Source organism: Haloarcula sediminis, from assembly GCF_035656455.1.
Classification (GTDB): Archaea; Halobacteriota; Halobacteria; order Halobacteriales; family Haloarculaceae; genus Haloarcula; species Haloarcula sediminis.
The window spans coordinates 259443-272754 of sequence record NZ_JAYMGA010000001.1; the positions used below are offsets into that span (position 1 = coordinate 259443).

Here is a 13312-nt window from a genome sequence, read left to right on the forward strand (position 1 = left end):
TCTCGCTGTGAACGAACCCACCGCTCGCAGTTTGGAGGCCGCTAACTCGACCACTCACCGCCGTCGAAACGCCGGCTGCTCGTCAGCTACGCTCGGTCAGCCCGCAGGAAGCCCGTAACAATGTCTTACTGAACTGTCAGTTCTTCCACGGCCGTGGTGTCGGTCGTCACGGCAACTGCTATGAGTACGACAACTTCCAACCCGACCGAACGCCGGCTGACGAGCGACGTGGTAATCGGTATCCCCGCGTACAACGAGGCCGACACTGTCGGCGGTGTCGTCCGTGCCGCACGCGAGTCGGCGGCCGACGTGCTAGTGGTCGACGACGGGAGCGACGACCGAACGGCGGCAGTGGCTACCGAAGCCGGCGCGACAGTCCTCCAGCACGACGAGAACCGCGGGTACGGTGCCGCGCTGGGGACGCTGTTTGCGGCCGCTCACGACCACGGCGTAGACCACCTCGTCGTCGTCGACGCCGACGGACAGCACGACCCGACCGACGCGCTGGACCTCGTCGCCGCCCAGCGCTCCTCCGACGGCGATATCGTCATCGGGAGCCGCTTCGTCGATGGCGCGGAGACGGACATGCCGCTGTATCGCCGGGTCGGACTGGGCGTTATCAACGGGCTCACCGGCGCAGCGCTGTGGCTTGGCTACTCCTCGGAGCGCGTCGCCGACACCCAGAGCGGTTTCCGGGCGTACAACGCCGAGGCCATCGAGTTGCTCGCCTGCCGGGCGGACCTGAGCGACGGGATGGACGCGAGCCTCGACATCCTGTTTCACGCCGCCGACGAGAACTACAGCTTCGCCGAGACCCCGGTCGACGTGACCTATGACGTCGCCGAAGCCAACACGCACAACCCCGTCGCCCACGGGACCGTCCTCGTCTCGAACATCTTCGGCCGCGTCCTCTCGGACCGACCGGGCCGGGTACTCGGTGTGCCCGGCTCCCTCTGTCTGCTGTTGGGGGGGCTGCTCACTCGCGTCTCGATCACCGGGTTCACGCTGCTGTCGGCGCTCGTGCCGATGCTGGTCACGGTCCTCCTCCTGATCGGTAGCGGGCTGCTCGGCGCCGCCCTGGCTATCGGTCCCCTGGCCCCGGCCAGCGAGTGACGTCGACGGTGCGGTGACGCGAGTTCCTGTCTGTCGTCGGCCCCTCCCGGTACGAACCGACAGGCCACCGGTGTGCGCTCTCGCGGCCCAACGGGTCCAGCGGGTCACTATCCGGTATCGGTCCCCGTCCCGGTCTGCCCTAACCTGACCCGAAGTGGTACGTAGACTATCCTAAGCCGTCACTGAAATCGAGAAGTCACCGTGTACTACGTGCCACACTGGCGTGTTATCAGACGGTTTCCTCTCCGGTGTCGGTGCTGTCCGCTATAGAGTCCATTACAAATAGAAAAAGGGCGGGTTGGTTCTCCCATGACGCCCCGAATCGTCTTCGTGCTCGGAACGCGCCCCGAGATCGTCAAACTCGCGCCGATAATCAGGGCCTGTGACCGCGCCGCGGTCGACTACAGCGTGGTGCACACGGGCCAGCACTACTCCGAGCGCCTGGACGGGGTCTTCTTCGACGACCTCGAGTTGCCGACGCCGGAGTACAACCTCGAAGTCGGTTCGGGCGACCACGCGGCCCAGACGGGCGAGATGGTGACCCGCCTGGGCGAGGTGTTCAAACGGGAGTCCCCCGACGTCGTCATCGTCCAGGGCGACACGAACTCGGCCTTTGCGGGCGGCATCGTCGCGAGCAAGCGCGACACGTCCCTGGCCCACGTCGAGGCCGGACTCCGGAGCTTCAATCGGGAGATGCCCGAGGAACTCAACCGGGTGCTCGTCGACCACGCCGCCGAACACCTCTTTGCCCCGACCGACGAGGCGGCCGACCGGCTCCGCACGGAAGCGATTCCCGAGGACCGTATCGAGGTGACCGGAAACACCGTCGTCGACGCGGTGAACCAGCACGTCAGGCTGGCCCGCGAAAAGAGCGACGTGCTCGCCGACCTTGACCTCCAGGGGGCGCCCTTCGCCCTGTTGACCGCCCACCGCCCGGGCAACGTCGACGAGCCCGAGCGGTTCCAGGGGCTGCTCGACGGCGTCGCACAGTATGCCAACGACCGGGGTCACCGGGTCGTCTACCCGATTCACCCGCGCTCACGGGAGCGAATCGACGACTTCGACCTCGATGTCCCCGACGCCATCGACTGTGTCGAGCCGCTGAACTTCCTGGATTTCCTCCGGCTGGAGAGCGAGGCCGCGGTCGTCTTTACGGATTCGGGCGGCGTCCAGGAGGAGACCTGCGTGCTGGGGACGCCCTGCGTGACGATTCGGGAGAGCACTGAGCGGCCCGAGACTGTGACTGTGGGGTCGAACGTGCTCGCCGACCCGACGCCGGGGAGCATCGCCGACGCCGCCGCGGAGGTAAAGCGAGGGCCCAGCGACTGGGAGGCCCCCTTCGGCGACGGCCACGCGGCCGAGCGCATCCTCGGGACGCTCGGGGTCGACGTGCCGGCCGTCTCGGGGGAGGCCACGGTATGACGAGCGGTTCGGACCACGGCGGAGACGGTACGACCACCGACTCCGTCCACGGCGGAGACGGTATGACCACCGTCTCCGTCCACGGGCTGGGCTACGTCGGCCTGCCGACCGCGGCGCTGTTTGCCAACAGCGGTCACACCGTCTACGGTATCGACACCCAGCCCGACAAACTCGACCGGCTCCGGGCCGAGGGCGCCGACTTCCGGGAGGCCGACCTCAACGACTACGTCGACCGCGCGCTCGACACCGGCTCGCTGCGGCTCCGCGAGCGGCCGACCGAGAGCGACCACCACCTCATCTGCGTGCCCACGCCGTTCGACCACGACCGGAACGTTGCCGACCTCTCGTACGTCCGGGCGGCGGCCGAGGGTATCGCCCCGAAACTCCGGCCGGGCGACACCGTCGTCGTCGAGTCGACGGTGCCCCCGGGGACGACCGCGAACGTGGTCGCCGAGACGCTCGAACGCAACGGCGACCTCCTCCGGGAGACGTTCAACCTCGCGTTCTGCCCCGAGACCGTACTGCCGGGGTCGATACTCGACGAGCTCCGGCACAACGACCGCATCGTCGGCGGCATCGACGACGAGGCCACGGCGGCGGCTCGCGACCTCTTTGCGGGGGCGGTCGACGGCGAGATTCACGCCGCGCCCGACGCCGCGACGGCGGAGTTTGCCAAGCTCGCCCAGAACACCCACCGCGACGCCGAGATCGCCATCGCGAACGAACTCGCGAAGGTGGCCCGCGACCACGGGGTCGTCCCGCGGCCGGCCTTCGAACTCGCCAACGAACACCCGCGGGTCGACATCCTCAATCCGGGGCCCGGCGTGGGCGGCCACTGCCTCCCGGTCGACCCGCTGTACCTGGAGCACCACTCCGACCACGTCGACCTTATCGAGCGCGCCCGGGTGGTCAACGACGGGATGGTCGACTACGTCCGGGAGCTCCTCGAAGACGGCCTCGGTTCGCTCGCCGGGAAGCGGGTCGCCGTCTTCGGGCTGGCCTACAAGGGGAACGTCGCCGACACCCGCAACAGCCCGGCCAAACGGTTCGTCGAGGCGGTCACCGAACCGACCACGAAAGTGGCCACCGACGGCGGCGAACCGGCCGTCGACGTGCGCGTCCACGACCCACACGTCAGCGACGCCACGGCGGACCTGCACGACGAGTCGGCCGCCCTCGACGGCGCCGACGCGCTGGTGTTCATGACCGACCACGACGAGTTCGCCGAGCTGGACCCCGACGCTGTGGCCGAGCAGATGGACGACAACGTCGTGGTCGACGCTCGTGGCCTGACAGACGAGTCCTGGCACGACGCGGGGCTGGATGTGCGACGGCTCTGAGTAGCGTTACGGTCGGTTTCGCCGCCCCAGCTGCACAGCGAGGACAGCCCATTCCGGGTTTCAGTCGCTGGGAATCGCGCGGCCGTTTTTTCCAACTCGTCGCTCAACTCTCTACGATGGCACAACACACGGAGATGGACGTCACGTCGTCGATAGGTGAGTTAATCGGGGAGACCCCGTTGCTCCGTCTCTCTTCGTTCGCCGATAACCTCCTCGGGAAGGTCGAGGGGCAGAACCCGTATTCGGTCAAGGACCGAATCGCCCGCGAGATTCTCGATACCGCCGAGGACGACGGCGCGCTCGAACCGGGCGGGATGGTCGTCGAGTCCACGAGCGGGAACACCGGTATCGGCCTGGCGGCCGTCTGTGCCGCCCGGGACTACGACTGCGTGCTCACGATGCCGTCCTCGATGTCCGAGGAGCGGCGGGCGATTCTCCGTGCGCTCGGGGCGGAGCTGGAACTCACGCCCGCGGCGGAGGGGATGGGCGGGGCGAACCAGCGTGCAGCGGAGCTCGTCGACGAGCACGACAACGCGATACTGGCCAGTCAGTTCGACAACGAGGCCAACCCTGCGGCCCATCGGCAGACGACGGGGCCGGAGCTGTGGCGGGCGACAAACGGGGAAATCGACGCCGTCGTCGCGGGCGTCGGGACCGGCGGGACCATCACCGGCGTCGCCGAGTACATGAAGGAGGAACGCGGCGAGACGTTGTTTACCGCTATCGCGGTCGAGCCCGCCGAGTCACCGACGCTCTCGGAGCAGCGCTCGGCCAGCCACGACATCCAGGGTATCGGGCCCGGGTTCCTCCCGGACGTGCTCCGCACCGAACTGGTCGACGAAGTGCGGTCAGTCGATGGCGCCGACGCGAAAGCGGCGGCCCGCAAGCTCGGACGTACCGAAGGGGTTCTAGTCGGGATCTCCTCTGGTGCGGCACTGGCCGCCGCGGCCGACTACGCGACCGAGAACCCGGACGAACTGGTCGCTGTCGTGTTGCCGGACCCGGGCGATCGATACCTCTCGACGGACCTGTACGAGACCGGCTAACGGGCGTCGCCGACGGTTCGTGGCCGACCTACCGACCGGTCCGCACAACGCCCGCTCGCCTACCCGTCGGAGATAATCTTGACGACGGCGCCCTCTTCGAGTTCGGTGTCGTCGCTGATGCGGCGCTCCTCGCGGGCGTCGACGGCGTGGGTGTAGCCGTCGCCGATGTCCGAGTGGACGGCGTAGGCGAGGTCCTTCGGCGTCGAGCCCCGCGGCAGCAGATGGGCGTCCGGGAGGACGTTGCCCTGGCCGTCGGTCCACTTCGTGTCGTTCTGGACGGGGTAGGCGGTGATGTGGTCGAGCAGGTCGTAGACGGCGGTGTCCATGGCGCCCTGGACGCCCGTCCCGCCGTAGTCGGCCATCACCTCGCGAATCCGGTCCAGCCCCTGTCGCTGCTGGTCGCTCACGTCGCCGACGATGTCGAAGTCGGCGTCGCCCGGGTCGTAGTCGACGACGCCGGCCTCGGCCGCGTTGCGGAGGGCGAGTTCGCCGTCGGCGGTGGCCGGGACGACCACGTCGGCGGCCTCCCGCAGCCGTTCGACGTTCCCCTCCGGCGCGATGTCGGCCTTGTTGGCCACGACGACGATGGGTTTCGTGCGCTGGCGTATCTCGCGAGCCAGCGCCTCGCGGTCCTCGTCGGTCCAGGCGATGGGGTCCTCGGGGTAGTCCAGTTCACGCAGCGTCCGGGCCACGTCGAGTTCGCTCGCGCCGACGCCGGCAAGCAGGTCCACCAGTGACTCGTCCAGCGCGAAGTCGGGCGAGCGGGACTGCCGTTCGATGGACTCCCAGTTGCGGGAGACAATGCTGGCGAGCCAGAGGTCCATCTCCTCCTCGACGAAGTCCACGTCCTCGACGGGGTCGTGTTCGCCGACCTCGACGGGTTCGCCCTCGGCGTCGGTTCCCCCCGAGGCGTCGACGACGTTCAGAATCACGTCGGCGTTCGTGAGCTCGTCGAGGAACTGGTTGCCCAGCCCGCGGCCCTCGTGGGCGCCCGGGACCAGGCCGGCCACGTCGATGAGCTCGACGGGGACGTACCGCTTCCCGTCGCGGCAGTTGTCGCCCCCGCAGCGCTCGTCACGGTCGAGACAGGGACACTCCGTGCGGACGTGGCTCACGCCGCGGTTGGCGTCGATGGTCGTGAAGGGGTAGTTCCCGACGTCGACGTCGGCCATGGTCGCGGCCTTGTAAAGAGTAGACTTCCCGGCGTTTGGCTTGCCGGCCAGCGCGATAGAGAGCATGCGACGACCTACCGCACTCCGCGAAAAGGGGGTTTCGGTCTACTCCGCCGGGGCCTGCTCCTCGTCGGTCGCGTCGTCGGCAGCCGCCTCGGCATCAGCAGTGTCTCCGGCCGCTGTGTCGGTGTCAGCGTCGTCGTCGGTCGCCGCGTCGCCGGCGCCGTCTCCAGTTGCGCCGGCGTCGTCTGCGTTGTCCGTCTCCGTAGTGTCAGTGTCAGCTTGTTCCGTGTCCCCGTCCGCTTCGAGTTCCTCGGCCATCTCCGCCATCGCCTCGGCGTCCTCGTCGGGGCGGGAGAGCACCTCGTCGGTGTGCATCCGCATCTCCTCGCTGGCTCGAATCTTCCCGTCGATGGTTGCGTTCTCGTGGAGCGCAACAGTGTTGGCGGAGATGTCGCCCCACACCTTCACCCCGGGGCCGATGCGGACGTCGCCGTCCCGGGTCGTCACGTCGCCCTTTATTTCGCTGCCCCTGCCTAGCACGATGTCCCCGCGGGCCCGCAGGCTGCCGAAGACGACGTTGTCACGGCCGACCTCCAGAGACTCCGCGCGGATGTTGCCGTGCAGGCGGCAGTCGTCGCCGACGACGGCGGGCGTCGACACCCGCCAGGCGTCGTCTGAGACGCTGGCGCCGCGGGGAATCAAGAGTGGCTCGTGCTCGTCGTCGTCGCCGAGCATCTCCGAGAGGACCTCTTCGGCGGCCTCGTCCTCGCCGATGCGAAGCAACTGCGAGAGGTAGACAAAGAGGAAGACGACGGTCGGCATCGGGTTGCGGATGACGATCCAGCCGTTGGCCTCGAACCCCTCCTCTATGTCCACGTCGTCGCCGATGTCGAGGTCGCCCGCGACGCGGAGCTCGCCGCCGATGTGGACGCGCTCGCCGATGTAGGCGTCCTCGCCGACGAGCACGTTGTCGGCCACGTCACACCACATGTCGAGCCGACAGTCGCCCTCGGCCTCGATGTGACCGCCAAACCGGACCCGCTCGTCGGCGATGACCGACCGGCCGCGGACGCCGAACTCGACTGTGCTCTGGCCGCCGACCACGACGTCTCCGTCGGTCACAAGGTCGTGTTCCTCGACGGTCGTGCCGTCGGGGATCGAGAGTTCGGAGAGCGGGTCGGTGCCGAATTGCACACGTCACATAGGTGTTTCGACGGTCTTAAAGCCTGAGGCCGCGCACGACGGGCGTCTGACGGATGTCTGACGCAGGCCGGCGAACCGGTCCGAGTCGCGTGTGCTGGTCTGGCAAATCACCCGCGAGCGAGTACGTTTTTATCCGGACATCCTGTAGTACGGCTATGACCGTTCTCTCGTTCGACGACCAGGGCGTCGACGTCGTCTACGACGGCACGGAGTTCAGACTAGAGAAGGCCCTCATCGAGGACGCCGTCCAGAAGTCATACCCCGACGTGACCGACCACGAGGTGCTCCAGATCGTCGAACCCGACCCGTCGCTGTCGGGCGAACCGCGCCGCATCGCGGAGATCGTCGACTGATACTGGTGACGGCAAGTTCGGACAGAGATTCGCCACGCTGGGGTGACAACTCACTTCAGTCTGTTACAGCCACCAGTCTGAACCCGTTCCCTCGGCGGTCCGAAACCGTCGTGGACATCCATCGAAACTCCAACTAATCGGGCGCAGTCTTGCGGTTATTCCCTCGTGAAATCGTGGCAAAAACCCACAGTGGCGGCAAGATTTTAAGTACTCGGAACGCACGCGGAGACAATGACAGACCCACGTATCGCGGGAGCCGGTGTGACACAGTTCGGGAAACATCCCGAGCGGACCGGCCGCGACCTCTTCGCCGAGGCCGGACTCGAAGCCCTCGACCAGTCGGGCGTCGACCCCGACGACGTCGACGCACTGTACTACGGGAACTTCATGGGCGAACTCGCCGAACACCAGGGCCACCAGGGGCCGCTGATGGCCGAGGCCATCGGCGTCGACGCGCCCGCGACGCGGCTGGAGGCCGCCTGCGCCTCCGCCGGCGCCGCCGTTCGGGAGGCCGTCAAGACGCTGCGCAACGGGGAGAGCGAGGTCGTCGTCGTCGGCGGGGCCGAGCGGATGACCAACATCGGTACCGCCGCGGCGACAGACGCCCTGGCCATCGCCGCCGACGACCTCTACGAGATCCGCGCCGGGATGACCTTCCCCGGCGCCTACGCCCTGATGGCGCGGGCGTACTTCGACGAGTTCGGCGGCGCCCACGAGGATCTGGCACATATCGCCGTCAAGAACCACGAGCACGCCCTGGTCAACGACCACGCCCAGATTCAAAAGGAGATTACCGTCGAGGACGTGCTCGAAGCGCCGACCATCGCGTCGCCGCTCGGGCTGTATGACTCCTGTCCCATCACCGACGGCGCCGCCGCGGCGGTGCTGACGACCGAGGAGTACGCCGACGAACACGACCTCGACGCCCCGGTCGCTATCAGCGGGACGGGCCAGGGCGGCGACAACCTCGCCCTGCAGGACCGCCCCCACCTCGCACAGACACCGGCGGCCGACAAGGCCGCCGACGAGGCCTACGACGACGCCGGCATCGGGCCCGACGACGTGGACGTCGCGGAGGTCCACGACTGCTTTACCATCGCGGAGGTGCTTGCCATCGAGTCGCTCGGGCTGTACGAGCCCGGCGAGGGCATCCACGCGGCGACCGACGGCGAGACGACCCGCCACGGCGAGATGCCGGTCAACCTCTCGGGCGGCCTCAAGGCCAAGGGCCACCCGGTCGGCGCGACCGGCGTCGCCCAGTTGGCCACCATCGCGTGGGTGCTCGAGGGCTCGCACCCGCGGGCCGACGCTGTCCCCGACGGCTCTGTCGGCGTCGCGCACAACGCGGGCGGCACCGTCGCTTCCACCACGGTCCACGTCCTGGAGGTGAAAGAATGACCGAGACTACCCGAAACGGCGAGTACGACGACTGGCTCGACAGTATCGAGGACGGCAACGGCTACTACGTCGAGTGCGACGAGGGCCACGGCTGGCTCCCGCCCCGCCGCATCTGTCCCGACTGTGGCTCCCGCGAACTGCACGACGAGCCACTGCCAGACAGCGGGACGGTCGCCACCCACACCACTATCACCGTGGCTACGCCCCAGTTCGAGAACGACGCGCCCTACGTCACCGCTATCGCCGATTTCGGTCCCGTCTCCATCACCGGGCTGGTCCGTGGCGCCGACGACGTGGCTATCGACGATGTGGTCGGTATCGAGGTCGGCGAGCGCGAGACGACCGGCGAGCGAGCCGTCGTCTTCCGGCCGCAGTAGTCGGTCGCTGTCTGGGCCGTCCCGCGCCTGTTCGTCGCTTTCTCCCGGTTCAGTACCGGCGACACGTCTCCGCTTACTCCGCGATTCGAGTGTATACCGCACCGACGACGACGCCGCCGAGCATGGTTCCGCCCACCCATCGGACGACGCTGCCATACGAGAGCAGTGGCAGCGCGACGAGCGAGACAAACGCCATCGATAGTCGGACTAGCTCGGGACCTTCGACAGCGATATAGACTGTTCCAGCTATCACGAGCCCGATTCCCAGGGCAGCGAGGACCGACATGATTCCAAAGGAATCCCGGAACATGAGGCCGAGTATAGCAAGCACGAGGCCGATGAGGACGACACTCGATTCGGGGAGCGAGGGAGTGGGACTGTTCTTCCGGAGGGCGACCATGTCACACATCATGTCTACAACCGCGTAAAATTCTGTCGCTCAGTATGGACACCGCGTCTCGGATACGACGGAGATAACAAGTGCGACCGGTGTGGTGACTGCGCTGTCCACATCGCTCACTCTCCCCAGGAGAGCGTGCCGCCGGCGAAAGCGCCGCTGTGAGCACCGCACAGAGCTAGCTAAGCTGTTTGCCGGGCAAACTGGCCGGCAGATCTACGTCGATGGCTACGATGCTGTGACGAGGATATACGCGAACATTCCCGCGAGGAGCCCGGTGACAGCGAGCGCGAAGCCGGTCAGTTTCACCCGTCGCCCGTAGGCATCGAGTCCGTCACTGGTGTAGAGGATGGTAACGAGCCGGGAGGGGTGCCGAAACGGGCTCGGTGGTCGCGGTTCCGGAATCCGCTCACGGAGTCGCCGGTACTCAGTAAACGACCATATCCCATAGAGTGTGAGGGCAACTAGCAGCGCGAACCCGGCGACGAGAGCGACGAGCAACGCGATTCCGGCCGGATCAGTTGCCCCTACTGACGATCCCTCCGCCGTATAGAGGAGCGCCACCGTCGCAACAAGCGAGACGAAGAGGGTAGCCGGTGCAACCACTAGGAGACGCTTGCTGACTCGGCAAACAGTGCCACGGTCGACTCCAAACAGTGTCTCATAGCGCGTCGGCTCGTGTGCGCTCGCTGGGCGCAACTCCGTATTCTGGCCGGGATCACGCGCACCGACGGCGTGAAGCGTCGTCAGAAGGACCACGAGGCCACCGAGGCCCACGAATCTGAACGGCGCCAGCGTCGTTTGCCGTTCGAGAAATCCCCTCGCCGGGGCGTTTGGATCAACGTAGGCAGTCGTCGTCGTGTTGGATTCGTACGGCTCGATCACGCGCTCTGCGTCAGCCCGAACGGTGTATATCGGGCTGGTTCTTCCGGGAAACACCTGTTTGCTCGTGTACTCGGTGCCGCGATACCGGTAGGTGTGCTCGACGGTGACACGATAGTAGAGTCGACGGCCGGACGACCTCTCGATGTTCGCGTCGGTGACGGTCGTCTCGACGGCAACGGCATCATCAACGGCGGTCGTCTGCCGGACGTAGTCGTACCCCCCGTAGCCGGCGATACCGACTCCGAGCACAATCGCGATCAGCATCAGCGGCGTGAGTGTGACCGTCGTTTCACGCACGGCAAACTGCATTTTGTCGAGAGATCGGGACGTTTACTGATAAATCTGCAGCCGAGTTTCAGTGTCAGCAACTTCGGTGGCACTCGGACGACACCGCGACGGGTCGAATCAGGCACCACCCGCGACAAACCGCTTTCGAGTCCGTCTTGCTGACGCTGTGCTGTCACCTCGTTCATGCGGGGGCTATTCGACTTCTACCGTCACCGTCTCGCCCCGCACCACGTCCACGAACTCCTCGGGGTGTTCGACGTGGGGCAACAGCAGGGAGTCGCCGAAGACGACCAGCGTCGCGTCGGCCTCGTCGGCCAGCACGCGGCCGTCGGCAAGCGGCGTGATGTCGGCGTCCTCACCCCAGACCAGCGTCACCGGTACGTCCAGTGTCGAAAGCACGTCGCCCAGATCCTCTTCGGGGTCGAGAAAGCCCGAGATGAACGACGCCGGCGCGAACCGGGCACCGGGCTGGTGGGCGCTTTGCCACTCGTACTCGACCACGTCGTCGGTGAGGTTCGCCATGTCGTAGTAGCCGTGGTCGGCGTGGAAGTGCCGAATCGAGGCCTTCGAGCCGACGAGGTTGTAGATGGCCTGCCCGATGACGGGGGCACGGACCAGTGACCGCCGCGGGACCGACCGGTCGCCCATCGAGGAGTCAGTCGGACAGATGAGAACCAGTTCCCCGATGTCGACCTCGCGGGCGGCCATGGCGGCGTAGGAGCCGGTCAGCGACGACGCGACGACCGTCGCGTCCTCGCTCTCGTCTTCGAGGAAGTCACGGACGAACGTGGTCATGAGCGATGCCGAGTACAGCAGCGGCGGTCGGTCGCTGTGGCCAAAGCCCGGCAGGTCCGGCGCGATGACGTGGTACTCTTCGGCCAGTCGTTCGAAGACGGTGTGGAACTCGTGGCTGGAGGCGGCGGCGTTGATACCGTGCAACAAGACGAGGTCCGGGTCCTCGGGGTCGCCGGCCTCGGTGTAGGCCACGTCGAACCCCCGCCAGCGGTAGGTCCGGTGGTCGCCACGGAGGAACGGTTCGAAGTCGCCGGCTCGCGACTTGAGGGCTCGATTGGCGAGCGCCGTCGCGCCGACCGCACCGACCGCGGCGCCGAGCGCGTTGCGGAGCTTCATACCCGTCTGTAGGGGCCGGGACGTGTTTATACGTGGGGGGAGCGGGGTCGGGGTCAGACGGTCTCGACGCCCGTTATCTCGAAGCGAGCGCCGCCGCTCTCGCTGTCAGTCAGACGAATCTGCCAGCCGTGGGCCGTGACTATCTCCTCGACGATGGCGAGGCCGAACCCGGTGCCGTCCTCCGTCGTAGTGACCCCCGGTGTGAACGCGTCCTCCCGCGCCCGTGGCGGCACTCCCGGGCCGTCGTCCGCCACGTAGAAGCCGTCTTCGAGGTCGCCGACAGTGATTTCGACCTCCGGACCGGCGTGTTCCACGGCGTTTCGGATGAAGTTTTCCAGTATCTGCTGGAGGCGCGACCGGTCGGCCCGAACCGTCTGTTCGGTCGCTACGGTGCGTGTCGCCGTTCGCGTCTCGACGGTCTGCCAGCAGTCGTCGACGAGCGACGGGAGGTCGACGGGCTCGACCTCGCCGACGACATCGCCCTGTCTGGAGAGTGTCAACAGGTCGTCGATGAGCGACTGGCCGCGTTCGACGGCTGTCAGCGCTTCGGCGACGTGCTCGCTCTCACCGGTCTCCTGTGCCAGGGAGAGTCGGCCCGCGGCCACGAGCAGCGGGTTCCGCAGGTCGTGGCTGACGACCGACGTGAACCGTTCCAGTTTCTCGTTCTGGCGTTCGAGCTCACGTTTGCGCTCCTTTCGCTCCGAGATATCGGTGTACTGCTCGACGCGTCCCCCGGCCAGCGCACCCGTCTCTATCGGGCGGCTCTGGTGGCGGAGCCACCGTTCCCGCCGATCCGCGCCAGGGCGGACGTGACATTCGAACTCCTCCACGTAGCTGTTGTCCTCGTAGGTCGAGAGCACGGTGTCGGCGAACCGTTCGGGCTCCTCGAAGATGTGCTTGATCTCGGACTGGATGAGTGACGCCTTGTCGGCGCCGAGAGCCTTCGAGGGATCGATGCCGAAATACTCCCCCGCGGTCTCGTTCACCCACTGCACGGAGAAGTCGGGACCGAGCACGAACACGCCCATGTCGGCCTCCGCTAGCGCCGAGAGTACTGCGCCTTCGCTCTCTCTGACGATATTGGGCAGCGTTCCGGACGTGGACGAAGGCGAAGTCATTGTCCCATGTATGTGAGGTGTTATTAAAACAGACCGGAAATCGTCAAATTCCGCCAACGAGACACC

The 13312-nt window shown here is 66.8% G+C and carries 13 protein-coding genes; 7 read left to right on the forward strand and 6 right to left on the reverse strand.

The genetic code is table 11. From position 1 onward, the window contains the following. Positions 1–180 precede the first annotated feature (180 nt). The 4 genes from VJ162_RS01410 (at position 181) to cysK (ending at position 4921) form a co-directional block, all read left to right on the forward strand. Complete coding sequence (locus VJ162_RS01410; protein WP_324661910.1) at positions 181–1113, forward strand: glycosyltransferase family 2 protein; 933 nt, start codon at positions 181–183, stop codon at positions 1111–1113. Between the two features lie 309 nt (positions 1114–1422). Next, the gene (wecB, locus tag VJ162_RS01415) at positions 1423–2535 is read left to right on the forward strand and encodes a non-hydrolyzing UDP-N-acetylglucosamine 2-epimerase (RefSeq protein ID WP_324661911.1); all 1113 of its coding nucleotides are present in this window, start codon (positions 1423–1425) and stop codon (positions 2533–2535) included. Then, entirely contained in the window at positions 2532–3875 is a 1344-nt protein-coding gene (locus tag VJ162_RS01420; RefSeq protein WP_324661913.1) for a nucleotide sugar dehydrogenase, read from the forward strand. The genes wecB and VJ162_RS01420 overlap by 4 nt, the downstream gene beginning before the upstream one ends. 116 nt (positions 3876–3991) lie before the next feature. Beyond that, the gene (cysK, locus tag VJ162_RS01425) at positions 3992–4921 is read left to right on the forward strand and encodes a cysteine synthase A (protein ID WP_324661914.1); all 930 of its coding nucleotides are present in this window, start codon (positions 3992–3994) and stop codon (positions 4919–4921) included. Between the two features lie 59 nt (positions 4922–4980). On the opposite strand, the gene VJ162_RS01430 is transcribed toward cysK, so the two are convergent. Then, complete coding sequence (locus VJ162_RS01430) at positions 4981–6159, reverse strand: redox-regulated ATPase YchF (RefSeq protein ID WP_324661915.1); 1179 nt, start codon at positions 6157–6159, stop codon at positions 4981–4983. Positions 6160–6198: 39 nt separating this feature from the next. Further along, the gene (locus tag VJ162_RS01435; RefSeq protein ID WP_324661916.1) at positions 6199–7290 is read right to left on the reverse strand and encodes a polymer-forming cytoskeletal protein; all 1092 of its coding nucleotides are present in this window, start codon (positions 7288–7290) and stop codon (positions 6199–6201) included. 164 nt (positions 7291–7454) lie between these two features. Here VJ162_RS01435 and VJ162_RS01440 point away from each other — a divergent pair, with 164 nt between their 5' ends. The 3 genes from VJ162_RS01440 (at position 7455) to VJ162_RS01450 (ending at position 9427) form a co-directional block, all read left to right on the forward strand. Further along, positions 7455–7652 carry a DUF5800 family protein gene (locus VJ162_RS01440; protein WP_324661918.1) on the forward strand — a complete coding sequence of 66 codons (198 nt, stop codon included), beginning with the start codon at positions 7455–7457 and terminating at the stop codon, positions 7650–7652. Between the two features lie 231 nt (positions 7653–7883). Then, positions 7884–9050: a thiolase domain-containing protein gene (locus tag VJ162_RS01445; RefSeq protein WP_324661920.1), complete on the forward strand. Its 1167-nt coding sequence runs from the start codon at positions 7884–7886 to the stop codon at positions 9048–9050. Further along, positions 9047–9427 carry a Zn-ribbon domain-containing OB-fold protein gene (locus tag VJ162_RS01450; RefSeq protein WP_324661922.1) on the forward strand — a complete coding sequence of 127 codons (381 nt, stop codon included), beginning with the start codon at positions 9047–9049 and terminating at the stop codon, positions 9425–9427. The genes VJ162_RS01445 and VJ162_RS01450 overlap by 4 nt, the downstream gene beginning before the upstream one ends. 73 nt (positions 9428–9500) lie before the next feature. Here the strand turns inward: VJ162_RS01450 and VJ162_RS01455 are convergent, their stop codons facing one another. The 4 genes from VJ162_RS01455 to VJ162_RS01470 form a co-directional block, all read right to left on the reverse strand. Beyond that, positions 9501–9827: a hypothetical protein gene (locus VJ162_RS01455; protein WP_324661923.1), complete on the reverse strand. Its 327-nt coding sequence runs from the start codon at positions 9825–9827 to the stop codon at positions 9501–9503. Between the two features lie 225 nt (positions 9828–10052). Then, entirely contained in the window at positions 10053–11018 is a 966-nt protein-coding gene (locus VJ162_RS01460) for a DUF3592 domain-containing protein (protein WP_324661925.1), read from the reverse strand. A 171-nt stretch (positions 11019–11189) separates the two neighbouring features. Continuing rightward, entirely contained in the window at positions 11190–12128 is a 939-nt protein-coding gene (locus VJ162_RS01465) for an alpha/beta fold hydrolase (protein ID WP_324661927.1), read from the reverse strand. A gap of 53 nt (positions 12129–12181) precedes the next feature. Then, positions 12182–13246 (reverse strand): PAS domain-containing sensor histidine kinase, encoded by a 1065-nt coding sequence (locus VJ162_RS01470; protein WP_324661928.1) that lies wholly within the window; start codon positions 13244–13246, stop codon positions 12182–12184. Between the last annotated feature and the right edge of the window lie 66 nt (positions 13247–13312).

Bases quoted from the DNA above. Each gene is read 5' to 3' on its own strand.
- cysK (WP_324661914.1), top strand. From the start codon at position 3,992: ATGGCACAACACACGGAGATGGACGTCACGTCGTCGATAGGTGAGTTA.
- VJ162_RS01430 (WP_324661915.1), bottom strand. From the start codon at position 6,159: ATGCTCTCTATCGCGCTGGCCGGCAAGCCAAACGCCGGGAAGTCTACT.
- VJ162_RS01460 (WP_324661925.1), bottom strand. From the start codon at position 11,018: ATGCAGTTTGCCGTGCGTGAAACGACGGTCACACTCACGCCGCTGATG.
- VJ162_RS01440 (WP_324661918.1), top strand. From the start codon at position 7,455: ATGACCGTTCTCTCGTTCGACGACCAGGGCGTCGACGTCGTCTACGAC.
- VJ162_RS01420 (WP_324661913.1), top strand. From the start codon at position 2,532: ATGACGAGCGGTTCGGACCACGGCGGAGACGGTACGACCACCGACTCC.
- VJ162_RS01445 (WP_324661920.1), top strand. From the start codon at position 7,884: ATGACAGACCCACGTATCGCGGGAGCCGGTGTGACACAGTTCGGGAAA.
- wecB (WP_324661911.1), top strand. From the start codon at position 1,423: ATGACGCCCCGAATCGTCTTCGTGCTCGGAACGCGCCCCGAGATCGTC.
- VJ162_RS01450 (WP_324661922.1), top strand. From the start codon at position 9,047: ATGACCGAGACTACCCGAAACGGCGAGTACGACGACTGGCTCGACAGT.
- VJ162_RS01465 (WP_324661927.1), bottom strand. From the start codon at position 12,128: ATGAAGCTCCGCAACGCGCTCGGCGCCGCGGTCGGTGCGGTCGGCGCG.
- VJ162_RS01410 (WP_324661910.1), top strand. From the start codon at position 181: ATGAGTACGACAACTTCCAACCCGACCGAACGCCGGCTGACGAGCGAC.
- VJ162_RS01455 (WP_324661923.1), bottom strand. From the start codon at position 9,827: ATGGTCGCCCTCCGGAAGAACAGTCCCACTCCCTCGCTCCCCGAATCG.
- VJ162_RS01470 (WP_324661928.1), bottom strand. From the start codon at position 13,246: ATGACTTCGCCTTCGTCCACGTCCGGAACGCTGCCCAATATCGTCAGA.